The sequence below is a fragment of the Streptomyces sindenensis genome (genome assembly GCF_014649035.1).
Lineage (GTDB): Bacteria > Actinomycetota > Actinomycetes > Streptomycetales > Streptomycetaceae > Streptomyces > Streptomyces sindenensis.
In genome coordinates this window covers 182,359-197,650 of record NZ_BMSG01000003.1, presented here as the reverse complement: position 1 = coordinate 197,650, position 15,292 = coordinate 182,359, and the positions used below count along the sequence as shown (strand labels likewise).

Genomic DNA, 15,292 nt, shown 5'->3' with positions numbered 1-15,292 from the left:
ACTCCGCGTCGCCTCCCGGACGGACGGCTGCTCCCCCCGCCCGCTCCCCTCCTACTCCCCCGCGGGGACGTGCTCGGCGGCGGCCCGTACGTCGATCTCCCGCCAGAAGCCGGCCCGGATCGCGTAGCGGTCGTGCTCGTCGATCTGGTCGTCCTTGTGGGCGAGGAGTCCGAAGCGGGCCGCGTACCGCAGCAGTTCGCCGTCGATCCGGTGCGGGATGCGGGGGTACATGGTGGAGAGTTTCTGCAGGTGGACGCTTTCCGGGAGGCGCTCCATCCAGCGGCGGGCGAAGACCTGGCCGACTTCGAAGGGGTCGCCGCCGACGGTGGTGATGTCCTCCTCCCGGTCGGCCCAGCGCTGCTCGGCGCTGGTGACCTGGGCGAGGGTCGGCAGGGACGCGGTCTCGGGCGGCTCGCCGAGCGCGCCGCCGCGCTCCACCCACCCCTTGTCGGAGGACCAGCGCAGGGTGGCGCCCGCGGGCTGGGCCGGCTGCTGGCGGTCCGGGTGGGTGGCGTGGGCGCGCAGCGCGGCCAGGTCCTTGGGGGTCGGCACGCCTTTGTGGCCGGTGGCGGCGGGCGTGCCGGTGGCGGCGGGCGCGCTCTCGGCCGGCTCCGTCCGGCTCGGCCGGGCGGCGGCGGCCTGGGCCGCCTCGGAGGCTCGTTCGGCGGAGGCGGCGAGGGCGGCCTCGGGCAGCGGCGCGGAGAGGATCGCGGCGATCTCGGGGCGGGTGACGGGCTGCGGGGCGCAGGCGCCGCCGAGGTCCTTGGCGCGTACGGCCTTGGTGATCCAGGCCCGGTCGAGGACGCGCCGTTCGTCGGCCTCGGCGACGAGGTCCTCGGACTGGTTGTAGTCGCCGTCGGCGGCCTGTACGGCCCAGAGGTGGACGGCGACCCCGTGTTCCTTGGCGGACATGAGGCCGGGCAGCAGGTCGCCGTCGCCGGTCACCAGGACCACGTCGGAGCAGGCCCGGTTCCTGGCCAGTTCGGTGAGCTCGGCGTGCATGGCGGCGTCGACGCCCTTCTGGGCCCAGCGTCCGTCGCTGCGGGTCAGGGCGCCGAGCCGTACGGTCACCCGGGGCATCACGCGGAGCCGGCGGTGTTCGGGCTGGGGCACCCTGTCGGGGGCGCCGTCGAACCAGTAGATCCGCAGGAGGGGCTGCTGGGTGTCGGCCTCGGCCCGTTCGCGCAGTCCCTGGATGAGGGCGGCGTGGTCGACGGTGATGCGGGAACGGGCGGGCTCTCCGGCCAGCAGACTCGCGGCTGCGCCCAGCAAGTAGCCGGCGTCCACCAGGACGACGCAACGGTCCACGGGTTCCACCCTCTTCCAGAACTCGGGAACGGTTCAGCGGCCCGTTCCTCGATGACCGGGTCCGCTTACCCAGGGTTTCCTTCGAGTCTGCCCGACCGCGCAGGGGTTAACGGCCGGAACTGGATCATCGGCGTGGCGGATCTGGGGAGGAAGCGGAAAAGGAAGGAAGAAGGTGCGTGGAATCGGGGGCCACCACGGAAATCGCTACGCACGGTAATGATCCAACATGCGGTGTTTGCGGGGCTATGTGAGTCTGACAGCGGTCCTGGCCCCCCAGGATTCCCCACAGGAGGCATTCACCATGGCCAAGAACAAGAACCGCAAGCAGGGCAGCCAGCACGACCGCGCGTCCGCGGCGGAGCGTAGCGCGGAGCAGGCCAAGTCGACGGCGTTCGAGTCCCAGAACCAGTCGCAGGCGCAGGCGCAGGGCAGCCCGTCCGACGTGGCGCGCAAGCATCAGCGACGCTTCGGCCACAACTGACCGTCGGCCGCTTGCGGTAGTGAGTAGCGACAGGCGTTGAGGACAGCGAGAGGGGCGCCCCGCACCGGCGGGGCGCCCCTCTCGTCCTGTCGTGTCGCGCTCGGGCTCAGCCGGCCAGGCAGGACGGGCCGAGCAGCACCTTCAGGTCCCCGAAGAGCGCCGAGTCGGCCTTGACCCGGTGCCGGTCCAGGCGCAGGACGGTGGTCTTGCGGGGGCCCTGGAGCTTGATGCGCACCTCGGTGTCGCCCCGGTGGTGGCTGAGCACCTCGCCGAGCCGGGTGACCATGGGCGGGGTGATCTTCACGGTGGGGATGGTGAGGACGACGGGCGCGTTGGTCCCGGCGTTGGAGATGTCGGGGACCTGCATCTCCATGGCGACCAGCCGGGGCACGTCCTCCCGCTTGTCGAGGCGTCCCTTGACGAAGACGACGGTGTCCTCGACGAGCTGGGTGGAGACCAGCTGGTAGGTGGCGGGGAAGAACATGCACTCGATGGAGCCCGCCAGGTCCTCCACGGTGGCGATGGCCCAGGCGTTGCCCTGCTTGGTCATCTTGCGCTGGAGGCCGGAGATGATGCCGCCGACGGTGACGACGGAGCCGTCGCTGTAGTCGCCGCCGGTGAGCTGGGAGATGGAGGCGTCGGCCTTGTCTGACAGCACGTGCTCCAGGCCGAAGAGCGGGTGGTCGGAGACGTACAGGCCGAGCATCTCCCGCTCCTGGGCGAGCAGGTAGGCCTTCTCCCACTCGACGTCGGAGAACTCCACGTCCAGGCCGAAGCCCGGCTCGTCGCTCTCCTCCTCGCCCATGCCGCCGAAGAGGTCGAACTGTCCCTCGGCCTCCTTGCGCTTGACCTGCACCACGTTGTCGATCATCGGCTCGTGGTGGGCGACGAGGCCCTTGCGGGTGTGGCCCATCTCGTCGAAGGCGCCGGCCTTGATGAGCGATTCGATGGTGCGCTTGTTGCAGACGACCGCCTCGACCTTGTCCAGGAAGTCGGGGAAGGAGCTGTACTTCCCCTTCGCCTTGCGGGACCGGATGATCGAGTCGACGACGTTCTGGCCGACGTTGCGGACGGCGGTCAGGCCGAAGAGGATCACGTCGTCGCCCTGGGCGGCGAAGTTGGACAGCGACTCGTTGACGTTGGGCGGGAGCACCTTGATGCCCATGCGGCGGCACTCGTTGAGGTAGACCGCGGACTTGTCCTTGTCGTCCTTGACCGAGGTCAGCAGGGCGGCCATGTACTCGGCGGGGTAGTTCGCCTTGAGGTAGGCGGTCCAGTAGGTGACCAGGCCGTACGCCGAGGAGTGCGCCTTGTTGAACGCGTACCCGGCGAACGGCACCAGGACGTCCCACAGCGCCTTGATCGCCTCGTCGGAGAAGCCCTTCTCCTTGGCGCCCTTCTCGAAGAGGACGAAGTTCTTCGCCAGCTCCTCGGGCTTCTTCTTGCCCATCACGCGGCGCAGGATGTCGGCCTCGCCCAGCGAGTACCCGGCGACGATCTGGGCGGCCTTCTGGACCTGCTCCTGGTAGACGATCAGGCCGTAGGTGAGGCCGAGGACCTCCTTGAGGGGCTCCTCCAGCTCCGGGTGGATCGGGGTGATCTCCTGGCGGCCGTTCTTGCGCTCCGCGTAGTTGGTGTGCGAGTTCATGCCCATCGGGCCCGGCCGGTAGAGGGCCGAGACGGCGGAGATGTCCTCGAAGTTGTCGGGCTGCATCTGGCGGAGCAGGGAGCGCATGGGCCCGCCGTCGAACTGGAAGACGCCGAGCGTGTCACCGCGGCAGAGCAGTTCGTACGTCTTGGGGTCGTCCAGCGGCAGGGAGAGCATCTCCAGGTCGATGCCCTTGTTGGACTTCACCATCTTGATGGCGTCGTCCATGATCGTCAGGTTGCGCAGGCCGAGGAAGTCCATCTTCAGCAGGCCGAGCGACTCGCACTGCGGGTAGTCCCACTGCGTGATGGTGACGCCGTCGGTGTGCCGGACCCAGACGGGGGCGTGGTCGACGATCGGCTCGCTGGACATGATGACGCCGGCGGCGTGCACGCCCATCTGCCGCACCAGGCCCTCGACGCCCTTGGCGGTGTCGATGACCTTCTTGACGTCCGGCTCGTTCTCGTACATCCCCCGGATCTCGCCCGCCTCGCTGTAGCGCGGGTGCTTGGGGTCGGTGATGCCGTTGAGGTCGATGCCCTTGCCGAGGACGTCGGCGGGCATCGCCTTGGTGAGCCGGTCGCCCATCGCGTACGGGTAGCCCAGCACGCGGGCGGAGTCCTTGATGGCGTTCTTCGCCTTGATCTTGCCGTACGTGCCGATCATGGCGACCTTGTCGGCGCCGTACTTCTCGGTGACGTACCGGATCACCTCGACGCGCCGGCGCTCGTCGAAGTCGATGTCGACATCGGGCATGGAGACGCGCTCGGGGTTGAGGAACCGCTCGAAGATCAGCCCGTGCTCGATCGGGTCGAGGTCGGTGATGCCCATGGCGTACGCCACGATCGAACCGGCCGCCGAGCCACGGCCGGGGCCGACCGCGATGCCGTTGTTCTTGGCCCACATGATGAAGTCGGCGACGACCAGGAAGTACCCCGAGAACCCCATCTGGATGATGATGTCCATCTCGTACTCGACCTGCTTCTGCCGGTCGTCGGGGACCCCGTTCGGGAAGCGGCGGGCCATGCCGACCCGGACCTCCTCCTGGAACCAGGTGATCTCCGTGAAGCCCTCGGGGATCTCGAACTTCGGCATGAGGTTCTTCGCCTCGAACATGCCGGTGGTGTCGATCTGCTGGGCGACCAGGAGGGTGTTGGCGCACCCCTCCTGCCAGGCGTCGGAGGAGTCGACGGCGTACATCTCGTCCGTCGTCTTCAGGTAGTAACCGGTGCCGTCGAAGCGGAAGCGGTCGGGGTCCGAGAGGTTCTTGCCGGTCTGGATGCAGAGCAGGGCGTCGTGGGCGGTGGCCTCGTGGGCGTACGTGTAGTGGGAGTCGTTGGTGACCAGCGGCGGGATGTTCAGCTTCTTGCCGATCTCCAGCAGCCCGTCGCGGACCCGGCGCTCGATCTCGATGCCGTGGTCCATCAGCTCCAGGAAGTACTTGCCCTCGCCGAAGATGTCCTTGTAGTCGGAGGCCGCCTGCACCGCCTCGTCGAACTGGCCGAGCCGCAGCCGGGTCTGGACCTCGCCCGAGGGGCAGCCGGTGGAGGCGATGAGCCCCTCGGACCACTGGGAGATGGTCTCCTTGTCCATCCGGGGCCACTTCTGGAGCCAGCCCTCGGCGTACGCGTCGGAGGAGAGCCGGAAGAGGTTGTGCAGCCCCGTCTTGTTGGACGCCCAGATCGTCTTGTGGGTGTAACCACCGGAACCGGACACGTCGTCGCGCTTCTGGTGCGGCTGTCCCCAATGCACCTTGCGCTTGTGCTTGCGCGACTCGGGGGCGACGTACGCCTCGATGCCGATGATCGGGGTGACGTCCGCCTTCTTCGCCGAGTGGAAGAAGTCGTAGGCGCCGTGGAGGTTGCCGTGGTCGGTCATCGCGATGTGCGTCATGCCCATCTCGTTGGCCGCCTCGAACATGTCCTTGAGCCGCGCCGCACCGTCCAGCAGCGAGTACTGGGTATGAACGTGCAGGTGCGTGAAGGGCGGCTTGGTCACGGCGTCGGGCCTCCGGGAAGTCGGGCGATGACGGACGGGGGGACAGCGTGGAAGTCTACGACGTGACGGAGTCGGACGACGGGCACTCCCGGCTCCCGCCGAGCGTTGGAGAGAGCGGAACGCGTGTCCGATTTGTCATGCACTCGGTCACATGGACTCCAGGCTTCGACGCCATACGCCAGCTACCGCAGGAGGCAGTAAGAAATGTCGGAAACGCAGACCGGCGCAGCGCAGCGCGGGGAGCAGATTCTCGCCGTTTTCGACACCGCCTTCGGGGAGCTGCTGGCCGCCGACCCGGCCGCGTTCCGGGTCAAGTTCCGCAAGATGGCGGGCTCGGCCTTCGCCTTCTACCGGGGCACGGCCTGCCTGTTCTACAGCGACCTGGAGCGGGAGCGGCACGGCGGCCCGTTCCTGGACGAGCGCACGGGCCGGGTGTGGATCCACGGCGATCTGCACGCGGAGAATTTCGGCACCTACATGGACGCCAACGGCCGCCTCGTCTTCAACGTCAACGACTTCGACGAGGCGTACGTGGGCCCCTTCACCTGGGACCTGAAGCGGTTCGCCGCCTCCGTGGCGCTGATCGGTTACGCGAAGGCGCTGGCCGACGAGCAGATCACCGAGCTGGTCCGGATCTTCGCCACGTCCTACCGCGAGCGGATCCACGCGCTGGCGACGGGCGCGAAGAACGACGAGGTGCCGCCGTTCACGCTGGACACCGCGGACGGCCCGCTGCTGGGCGCGCTGCGGGCCGCCCGTTCGCGCACCCGGTTCTCGCTGCTGGACTCGATGACGGTGATCCGGGACTTCGAGCGCCGGTTCGCGGACGGCGGCGGGGCGATCGACCTGGACGCCGCGACGCGCTACAAGGTGCTGGCCGCGTTCGACGGCTATCTGGAGACGCTGCCGGAGTCGAGCCTGACCCGGCCGGACTCCTACCGGGTCAAGGACGTCGTGGGCCGCCGGGGCATCGGCATAGGGTCCGCGGGGCTGCCCTCGTACAACATCCTGCTGGAGGGCAACAGCGACGCCCTGGAGAACGATGTGGTGATCTACCTCAAGCAGGCGCAGACCCCGGCGGTCTCCCGGCACATCACGGACGCCGCCGTGCGGGAGTACTTCCAGCACGAGGGTCACCGCACGGTGATCTCGCAGCGGGCGCTCCAGGCCCACGCGGACCCGTGGCTGGGCTGGACCGAGCTGGACGGGGCGGGCCAGCTGGTCGCCGAGGTCTCGCCGTACGCGGTCGACCTGGACTGGTCCGACATCGACGAGGCGGACGAGATCGCGGCGGTCGTCGCGGACCTGGGCCGGGCGACGGCCACGATGCACGGGGCGGCGGACGACGAGAGCGGCCACTCGCTGGTGCCGTTCTCCACGGAGCGGGCGATCGACGCGGCCATCGCGGCCGACGAGGAGGGCTTCGCGCCGCTGCTGGTCGACTTCGCCCACAGCTACGGGGCGCGGGCCCGCGCGGACCACCAGATCTTCGTGGACCTCTTCCGCAACGGGAGGATCCCGGGACTCTAGGACCTGTCGTCAAACTGCCGTCTGCCGCGCTCCGGGCGACGACGGCAGTTTGACGACAGGACCTAGGGGCGTCGGCGAACGGCCTGCCGGGCGAGACTCTCAGCCTCTTTTAAGGTCCGCTTACCGCCACGCATGACACACTTTCCGGCAATGGACATCTCAGGGACGCAGCTCAGGGTCGCGCGCGCGGCGGTCTTCACCGCGCTCGTCGTCACCCTGTCCACGGCGTCCCATGTGCTGCTCTCCGGAGTGCCGCTGCCACTGACCGCGGTCGCCCTGCCGGCCGCCGCGGTCTTCGCCGTGGCGTACGCGCTGGCCGGCCGGGAGCGCGGCTTCGGGGCGATCGCGGGACTGCTGGTCCCGCTGGAGCTGGCCGCCGACACGCTGTTCACCACGGGCCAGCACCTCTGTTACGGGGCGGCCGGCGGCCCGGTCGCGGGCCCGCTGCGCGCGGTGGGCTTCGACGTTCTGTGCGGCGGCGGCGAGGTCGGCGCGGGCGGGGCCCGGATGGCGGGCGTCGGCGCGGTGGGCACCCCGCTGGCCGATGTGGCCGGTGCGGGCGACCGCGCGGCGGCGCTCCTCGCCCAGCCCGGACCCGCGGTGCCGTGGCTACTGCTCGTCGCCCATGTGGCGGTCGGGCTGCTCGCCGCGGCCTGGCTGCGGCGCGGCGAGGCCGCCCTGGCCGGGCTGGTGCGCACGGCGGCCCTGCTGGCGTTCCGGCCGCTGCTGACCGCGGTCGCCGTGGTGCGCGCCGGGGTGCGGGCCGCGGCCCGCCGCTCCCGGCCCGCCGGGCGTCCGCACCCGCCGCTGACCGCCCGTTTCCTCGTACACAGTGTGGGTCGCCGGGGCCCGCCGCCCGCGCCGTACGCCGCTGCCTGAGGGCACGGCGACACGCGGTGCACGGCAGACCCACTCCCCACACACGTACGCACGGAGAAACGAACATGAGCAAGCGCAACAGCCAGGCGAACAAGGCGGCGGCCCGCGAGCGGCTGCGGGCCGAGCGCGAGCGCCAGGCCAAGAAGGACAAGACCCGCAAGCAGGTCGTCGTGGCGGTGTCGGTCGTCGCCGCCCTCGCCGTGGTCGGCGGCATCAGCTACGGCGTGATGCAGCTGAACAAGCCGGACGCCTGGGAGGCGGCCGCCGACGCGAAGAACGTCACCGCCCCGAAGAACACCTCGGGCAAGGACGGCACCACCGTCGTCATCGGCAAGTCGAGCGCGAAGAAGACCCTGGAGCTGTACGAGGACTCGCGCTGCCCGGTCTGCGCCACGTTCGAGCAGGGCGTCGGCGAGACCGTCTCGAAGGACGTCGAGGCCGGCAAGTACAAGGTCCAGTACATCGGCGCGACCTTCATCGACAACACCGACAACGGCGAGGGCTCCAAGAACGCCCTGAGCGCGCTCGGTGCGGCGCTGGACGTGAGCCCCGAGGCCTTCCTGGAGTACAAGGCCGCGCTGTACTCGGCCGAGTTCCACCCCGAGGAGAGCGACGACAAGTTCGCCAAGGACAGCTACCTCATCGAGGTCGCGAACTCCGTGGACGCGCTGAAGGACAACAAGGACTTCCAGAAGAACGTCGAGGACGGCACGTACGACGCCTGGGCGATGAAGATGTCCAAGACCTTCGACAGCAGTGGGGTGCAGGGCACGCCGACGCTGAAGATGGACGACAAGAAGATCACCGCCGAGGGCAGCGAGAACGCCCCGATGACGGCCGACGAGTTCACCAAGGCCATCGACAAGGCGCTCAAGGCGTAACGCCTGGCAGCTGCGTGGAAGCCGGTGCTCCCGGGCGGCCGGACCGCCCGGGAGCACCGGCTTCCACGCGCTTCACCGGGGGGGGCCGGAGGCGGACTACAGCGTGGCCAGGAAGCCGAGCGCGACCTTCCAGGTCTGCTCGGCGGCCGCCTGGTCGTAGTCGTGCAGATCGGGGTCGGTGAACAGGTGCCCGGCCCCCGGGTAGCGGTAGATCTCCACGTCCGCGCCGGTGCGCTGCATCTGGAGGTACCAGCTGTTCAGCCAGTCGTGGGACTCGAAGGGGTCGGGGTCCGCGACGTGCAGCTGGACGGGGAGCTCGTCCACCGCGGCGTTCTCGGCGATGTCCGACGTGCCGTGGAACAGCAGCAGCCCCCGGGCCTTCGCGTCGCCGAGCGCCAGGGTCTGCGCGGTCGCCGCGCCGAGGGAGAAGCCGGCGTAGACGAGCCCCTGGTCGGAGTAGGGCGCGGCGGCCAGCACGGCACGCTTGAGCAGTTCGTCCTTGCCGACCTCGTCCTTGTAGGCCATGCCCTCTTCCACCGTGTCAAAGGTGTGTCCCTCGAACAGATCGGGCACGCGCACCTCGTGGCCGGCGTCCCTGAGGCGCGCGGCCGCCGCGTGCACGGCGGGCCTGAGCCCGTACGTCGAGTGGAAAAGCATGATGTTCATGAGGCCCATGGTGCCATTTCGCACCCTCTGAGGGCCGCCCTATGTCTGGGAGGACGAACGAATGGAGAGCGTGCTGCGCCCGCTGATCGTGATCGGCGGTTCCGTGGTGATCACGCTGCTGATCGGCTGGCTGGTCGACCTGCTGCTGCGGCGGGCCGACAGCCGTCACCACGAGACCCCGTTGTGGGGGCTGCTGCGACGCTGCCGCCCGCCGTTGCAGGTGGTGGTGATCACGGCGTTGCTGCGCGGCAGCTACCACCAGACGGAGATCGCCTGGGTGTGGGAGCACCGGGCCGGCATCGGCCAGATCCTGACCCTGGTGCTGATCGGCGCGTCGGCCTGGCTGGTGGTGCGGATCGCGGCGACGGTCGTGGAGGCCAGTTACGCCCGGTACGCCATGGGCACCCGCGACCCCGCCCGGGTCCGCCGGGTCCGGACCCAGGTGACGCTGATCCAGCGGGTCGTCATAGCCGTCGTGACGGTCGTCGCGATCGCCGCGATGCTGCTGACGTTCCCCCCGATGCGGGCGGTCGGCACCTCGATGCTGGCCTCGGCCGGTCTCCTCGGCATCGTCGCGGGCGTCGCCGCCCAGTCGACGCTGGGCAATCTCTTCGCCGGGCTCCAGATCGCGTTCGGCGACATGGTGCGGATCGGCGACACCGTCGTGGTGGACGGCGAGTGGGGCACGATCGACGAGATCACCCTGACGTTCCTGGCGGTACGGACCTGGGACGAGCGCCGGATCACGATGCCGGTCTCGTACTTCACCAGCCAGCCGTTCGAGAACTGGTCGCGCGGTGGGGCCCAGATGACCGGCACCGTCTTCTTCCACCTCGACCACTCCGCCCCGGTCGCCGCGATGCGCGAGAAGCTGCGGGAGATCCTCGGCGACATCGCCGCCTGGGACGGCCGGGACTGGTCGCTGGCGGTCACGGACACGACGCCGTCCACGATCCAGGTGCGGGCGGTGATGACGGCGAAGGACGCGGACGACATCTGGACGGCGCGCTGCGCGGTGCGCGAGCAGCTGATCGGCTGGCTGCGCGACCACCATCCGTACGCACTCCCGCGGATCGCCACCTCCCCCGCCGTACTGCCTCCGGGCGAGCAGTGGGCGGAGCTGACGGGAGCGAAGGCGGGCCGGGCGGGCAGCAACGGCTCCGCCCCGCCCGCGGACCGGGACGACTCCAGGGCCCCGCGCACGGGCCGGGGCTGAAGGCGCCGGGGTTCACCGCAGCGAGCGGAAGTCCAGGTACCGCAGCACCCGGTCCACGACCTCCGGGTCGGAGCCGGGCTCGCTGCGCGCGGAGAGCACCTCGTGGCGGGCGGCCGACATCATCTCGCGCTGGACGCGGCTGACCGCCTTGAAGCGCTTCGCCCGCTGGGCGTAGGCCTCGCGCCGCTCCTCGTCGATCATGTCGGGGCTGATCCGGGCGCCGATGTCGTACGCGGCACGCTGGAGCCGTTCCACGACCTCCTCCGGGAACTCCTCGACCTCCTGGATCTCCTTGAGCCGGTACTTGGCGGCCTTGGCGGCCCGGATCGCGAGGTCCCGCTCCAGGGCCTCCTCGGCGGCGGTGTCGGCCCCCACCCTCAGCTTGCGCACCAGCCAGGGGAGGGTGAGCCCCTGGAAGACCAGGGTGGCCATGATCACCGCGAACGCGATGAAGATGATCTCCTCACGGCCGGGGAAGGGCTGCCCGTCGTCGGTCTCCAGCGGGATCGCCAGCGCCAGGGCGACGGAGGCCACCCCGCGCATCCCGGCCCACCACATCACGACGGTCTCCCGCCAGCTGGTGGGGATCTCCTCGCTGACGTCCCGCCGGGTGTGCAGCCGCTTGGCCAGCCAGGTCGCGGGCAGCAGCCACAGCAGCCGTACGCCCACGACGACGGCGACGATCGCGAGCCCCCAGCCGGCCATCTCCAGGGCGTGCCCGTCGGCCGTGCCGAAGACGGAGTGCAGTTCCAGGCCGATCAGCCCGAAGGCGACGCCGGTGACGAGGGTGTCGACGATGTCCCAGAAGGTACGTCCGGTGAGCCGGCCCAGCACGTCGTCGGCGTCGGCGGTGTGCTCGGCGAGGAACAGCGCGACCGTCAGGACGGCCAGCACGCCGGAGCCCTCCAGTTCCTCCGCGAGGACGTAGGCGACGAACGGCACCAGCAGGGTCAGCCCGACCTGGAGCGTGGCGTCGCCGAGCAGGTTCATCAGCTTGATGGTGAGCCAGCCGATCGCGAGGCCGACGGCGACCGCGACGACGGCCGAGAGGATCAGGAGGCCGAAGGCCTCGGGGAGCGAGAAGGTACCGCTGACGGCGGCGGCGATGGCCACGTGGTAGAGCACGATGGCGGTCACGTCGTTGAAGAGGCCCTCGCCCTCCAGGATCGACACCAGCCGCCGCGGCAGCCCCACCGAGCCCGCGACGGCCGTCGCCGCGACCGGGTCGGGCGGGGCGACGAGCGCGCCGAGCGCGACGGCGGCGGCGATCGGCAGCCCCGGCACGATCGAGTTGGCGACCGCGGCGACGGCGGCCGTGGTGACGAAGACGAGGGCCACGGCCAGCAGGAAGATCGGACGCCTGTTGGCGGCGAACTGCCGCCAGGAGGTGCGCTGGACGGTGGCGTACAACAGGGGCGGAAGCAGCGCGGGGAGGATGATCTCCGGCGGCACGTCCACGTTCGGGACGAACGGCGTGAACGCCATCGCGATGCCCGCGAGCGTCATCAGCACCGGCGCGGGCAGCCCCAGCCGGTCGCCCAGCGGCACCGTGACCACGGCTCCGAGCAGCAGCAGGAGCAGCAGGGTCATCTGTTCCACGGGGGCCTTCCGGAGCATGCGGGTCCGGCGGGTCACGAGCGGCCGAACAGGGCTTCCACCCTGCCACGCGGGGTGCGCGTTTCCGCAGATCCTCCCGGGAACCGGTCGATCCCGCCGGATCCGAGGCGCTCAGGCCCGGCGGATCTCCCGCCGCATGGCCCGGTGCGGCATGCCCGCGTCGGGGAACTCGGGGCCGTACGCGACGTAACCGAGCCGCTCGTAGAAGCCGAGGGCGTGCGTCTGGGCGTGCAGGTCGACGGCGGCCAGGCCGAGCGCCCGCGCCTCGTCCTCGATGGCCCGTACGAGGGCGGCGCCGACGCCGAGGCCGCGCGCCTCCCGGCTCACGGCGAGCCGGCCCAGCGATCCGACGGCCGGGTCGCCGCCGGTCTTCCCGGCCGCGGCCGCGCCGTGCAGCAGCCGTCCGGTGCCGAGGGCGGTGCCGTCGGCGGCGACGGCCAGGACATGCACGGCGGTGGCGTCGTAGGTGTCGTACTCCACTTCCTCGGGCACGTTCTGCTCGCCGACGAAGACGTCCTTGCGGACCTGGAAGCAGGCCGCCAGGTCGCTCTCCTCGACGGCTCTGCGCGTGCTGTACGAGGTGGGCGCCGCGGTCACTGGCTCTCCGCGGAGATGGTGTCCAGGGCGTGCTGGAGGTCGGCCGGGTAGCTGCTGGAGAACTCCACCCAGCTCCCGTCGGCCGGGTGCTCGAAGCCCAGGCGGACGGCGTGCAGCCACTGCCGGGTCAGCCCCAGGCGCTTGGCCAGCGTCGGGTCGGCGCCGTAGGTGAGGTCGCCGACGCAGGGGTGGCGGTGGGCGGACATGTGGACCCGGATCTGGTGGGTGCGGCCGGTCTCCAGCTTGATGTCGAGGAGGCTGGCGGCGCGGTAGGCCTCGATCAGGTCGTAGTGGGTGACCGACGGCTTGCCCTCGGCGGTGACCGCCCACTTGTAGTCGTGGTTGGGGTGACGGCCGATGGGCGCGTCGATGGTGCCGCTCATCGGGTCCGGGTGGCCCTGAACGAGGGCGTGGTACTTCTTGTCGACGACCCGGTCGCGGAACTGGGCCTTGAGCAGGGTGTAGGCGCGCTCGGACTTGGCGACGACCATCAGGCCGGAGGTGCCGACGTCGAGGCGGTGCACGATGCCCTGGCGCTCGGCGGCGCCGGACGTCGAGATCCGGTAGCCGGCGGCGGCGAGGCCGCCGATGACGGTGGTGCCGGTCCAGCCGGGGCTGGGGTGGGCGGCGACGCCGACCGGCTTCATGATGACGACGATGTCGTCGTCGTCGTGGACGATCTCCATGCCCTCGACGGGCTCGGCGACGATCTGGACGGGAGCGGGCGCCCCCGGCATCTCGACCTCCAGCCAGGCGCCGCCGTGGACCCGCTCGGACTTCCCGGCCACCGAACCGTCCACCTGGACCTTCCCGGCGGCGGCCAGCTCGGCGGCCTTGGTGCGGGAGAAACCGAACATCCGGGAGATGGCGGCGTCGACGCGCTCGCCCTCCAGGCCGTCCGGTACGGGCAGGGTGCGGATCTCGGGATGCGTACTCACCAGTCGAGTATGCCTTGCGCGACACGCTGCCCGTGCAGCCCGGTCAGTCCTTGTGGACGGTCCCGTCGGGGTCCAGGCCCTTGAAGGACAGGATCACGATGAGGATGCCGCCGCAGACAATGGCGGAGTCGGCGAGGTTGAAGACGGCGAAGTGCTTGGGGGCGATGAAGTCGACCACCGCGCCCTCGAACACGCCGGGCGCCCGGAAGAGCCGGTCGGTGAGGTTGCCGAGCGCACCGCCCAGGAGCAGACCCAGGGCGATGGCCCACGGCAGGCTGTAGAGCTTGCGGGCCAGCCGGACGATCACCACGATCACACCGGCGGCGATGATGGTGAAGATCACCGTGAACGCCTCGCCGAACCCGAACGCGGCGCCCGCGTTCCGGATCGCCCGGAACTGCAGCCAGTCGCCGATGACGTCGATCGGCGGCTGGTGCTCCAGCTTCGCGACCACGATCATCTTGGTGGCCAGGTCGAGCAGATAGGCCACGACGGCCACGCTCAGGAGAACGAGGACCTTCCGCTTGCCCCGGCCCGCGTTGACGGCGGCGTCGGCGGCCGTGCTGCCGCCCTCGTCCGTGCCCTCGGCCTCGGGATCGTCCGGCGTACCGATGATGCGCTCCGCCTCTGCCACGTAAGTCCCTCAACCCTAGGTGCCTGCCTTCGGACGAGGGTACGACACACCTGTGCGGATCAGCCGCGCCGCTCCTGCTTCTGCTTGTCCTCGACGCACAGGGTGGCCCGGGGGAAGGCCTGCATGCGCGCCTTGCCGATCGGCTTGCCGCAGATCTCGCAGAGCCCGTACGTCCCCGCCTCCAGCCGGGCGAGCGCCCGCTCGGTCTGCTCCAGCATCTCCTGGGCGTTGGCGGCCAGCGACAGCTCGTGCTCGCGGGTGATGTTCTTGGTGCCGGTGTCGGCCTCGTCGTCGCCCGCGCCGTCACCGGAGTCCCGCATCAGCCCGGCGAGGGCCGCGCCGGAGGCTTCCAGCTCCGTGCGGAGCCGCAGGATCTCGCTGGTCAGCAGGGTGCGGGCCTCGGTGACCTCCTCGGGTGTCCAGGGGTCCTCGCCGGGCCGGACGGCCAGCTCGTCCGGGGCGGCGGCACGGGCGGGCGGCACGGGGGCCGTGGCCTGTGCGCCTGCTGCGGGACGACTCGCGCTCTTCTTGGCTGCCACCGTGGGGGCTCCCGTCTGCTCGGCGGCCCGGGCCGCCTCCGTGGCCGCCGGTGCGGCCCTTTTCGCGGTCTTCTTGGTGGTGCTCTTCTCGGCGGCGGACTTGTCGCCGGCCGCCGCCTTCTTGGCCGCCGCCTTCTTGGCCGCCGCCTTCTTGGCCGCGGTCTTCTTGGGGGCGGCCTTCTCCACCGTCTTCTTCGCTGCCTTCTTCGCCACCATGGCCGCGGCCCCTTCACATATGGTGATCTTGCTCGCGAATCGTGCTGGGACGATAAATCGACTCCAGCCCCGCGGCAACGGGGCACGCCGCCCTCTCGCCTCCCCCCGTGTCCGGTCGTGGCGCGCCTGCCTCCGTTGTTCCCA

General features: G+C 70.5%; 13 protein-coding genes. 5 read left to right on the top strand and 8 right to left on the bottom strand.

The features are described 5' to 3' along the window. Positions 1-51 precede the first annotated feature (51 nt). Positions 52-1,317 carry an NYN domain-containing protein gene (locus tag IE145_RS06075; RefSeq protein ID WP_189519571.1) on the bottom strand — a complete coding sequence of 422 codons (1,266 nt, stop codon included), beginning with the start codon at positions 1,315-1,317 and terminating at the stop codon, positions 52-54. 292 nt (positions 1,318-1,609) lie between these two features. Here IE145_RS06075 and IE145_RS06070 point away from each other — a divergent pair, with 292 nt between their 5' ends. Beyond that, the gene (locus tag IE145_RS06070; RefSeq protein ID WP_189519569.1) at positions 1,610-1,789 is read left to right on the top strand and encodes a hypothetical protein; all 180 of its coding nucleotides are present in this window, start codon (positions 1,610-1,612) and stop codon (positions 1,787-1,789) included. Positions 1,790-1,895: 106 nt separating this feature from the next. On the opposite strand, the gene dnaE is transcribed toward IE145_RS06070, so the two are convergent. Continuing rightward, a complete protein-coding gene (gene dnaE / locus IE145_RS06065; protein ID WP_189519566.1) occupies positions 1,896-5,435 on the bottom strand; it encodes a DNA polymerase III subunit alpha in 3,540 nt (1,179 codons plus the stop codon). A gap of 204 nt (positions 5,436-5,639) precedes the next feature. On the opposite strand from dnaE, the gene IE145_RS06060 reads away from it, so the two are divergent. The 3 genes from IE145_RS06060 (at position 5,640) to IE145_RS06050 (ending at position 8,725) form a co-directional block, all read left to right on the top strand. Further along, on the top strand, positions 5,640-6,965 hold the full coding sequence (locus tag IE145_RS06060; RefSeq protein WP_189519564.1) for a DUF2252 domain-containing protein: 1,326 nt from the start codon (positions 5,640-5,642) through the stop codon (positions 6,963-6,965). 150 nt (positions 6,966-7,115) lie between these two features. Next, entirely contained in the window at positions 7,116-7,844 is a 729-nt protein-coding gene (locus tag IE145_RS06055) for a hypothetical protein (protein ID WP_189519562.1), read from the top strand. 65 nt (positions 7,845-7,909) lie between these two features. Then, a complete protein-coding gene (locus IE145_RS06050) occupies positions 7,910-8,725 on the top strand; it encodes a DsbA family protein (protein WP_189519560.1) in 816 nt (271 codons plus the stop codon). 96 nt (positions 8,726-8,821) lie between these two features. Here the strand turns inward: IE145_RS06050 and IE145_RS06045 are convergent, their stop codons facing one another. Beyond that, the gene (locus tag IE145_RS06045) at positions 8,822-9,400 is read right to left on the bottom strand and encodes a dienelactone hydrolase family protein (RefSeq protein WP_189519558.1); all 579 of its coding nucleotides are present in this window, start codon (positions 9,398-9,400) and stop codon (positions 8,822-8,824) included. A gap of 52 nt (positions 9,401-9,452) precedes the next feature. Between IE145_RS06045 and IE145_RS06040 the strand changes: the two genes are divergently transcribed. Then, the gene (locus tag IE145_RS06040; RefSeq protein ID WP_189519556.1) at positions 9,453-10,607 is read left to right on the top strand and encodes a mechanosensitive ion channel family protein; all 1,155 of its coding nucleotides are present in this window, start codon (positions 9,453-9,455) and stop codon (positions 10,605-10,607) included. Between the two features lie 12 nt (positions 10,608-10,619). Here the strand turns inward: IE145_RS06040 and IE145_RS06035 are convergent, their stop codons facing one another. The 5 genes from IE145_RS06035 to IE145_RS06015 form a co-directional block, all read right to left on the bottom strand. After that, entirely contained in the window at positions 10,620-12,206 is a 1,587-nt protein-coding gene (locus IE145_RS06035; RefSeq protein WP_189519554.1) for a Na+/H+ antiporter, read from the bottom strand. A gap of 129 nt (positions 12,207-12,335) precedes the next feature. Continuing rightward, positions 12,336-12,821: a GNAT family N-acetyltransferase gene (locus tag IE145_RS06030; RefSeq protein WP_189519552.1), complete on the bottom strand. Its 486-nt coding sequence runs from the start codon at positions 12,819-12,821 to the stop codon at positions 12,336-12,338. Further along, entirely contained in the window at positions 12,818-13,759 is a 942-nt protein-coding gene (locus IE145_RS06025) for an RluA family pseudouridine synthase (RefSeq protein WP_089114868.1), read from the bottom strand. Before IE145_RS06025 ends, IE145_RS06030 begins: the two co-directional genes overlap by 4 nt. Before the next feature lie 43 nt (positions 13,760-13,802). Further along, complete coding sequence (lspA, locus tag IE145_RS06020) at positions 13,803-14,393, bottom strand: signal peptidase II (RefSeq protein ID WP_189519550.1); 591 nt, start codon at positions 14,391-14,393, stop codon at positions 13,803-13,805. A 59-nt stretch (positions 14,394-14,452) separates the two neighbouring features. After that, positions 14,453-15,148, bottom strand: a complete 696-nt coding sequence (locus IE145_RS06015) for a TraR/DksA family transcriptional regulator (RefSeq protein ID WP_189519548.1) — start codon at positions 15,146-15,148, stop codon at positions 14,453-14,455. Positions 15,149-15,292 lie beyond the last annotated feature (144 nt).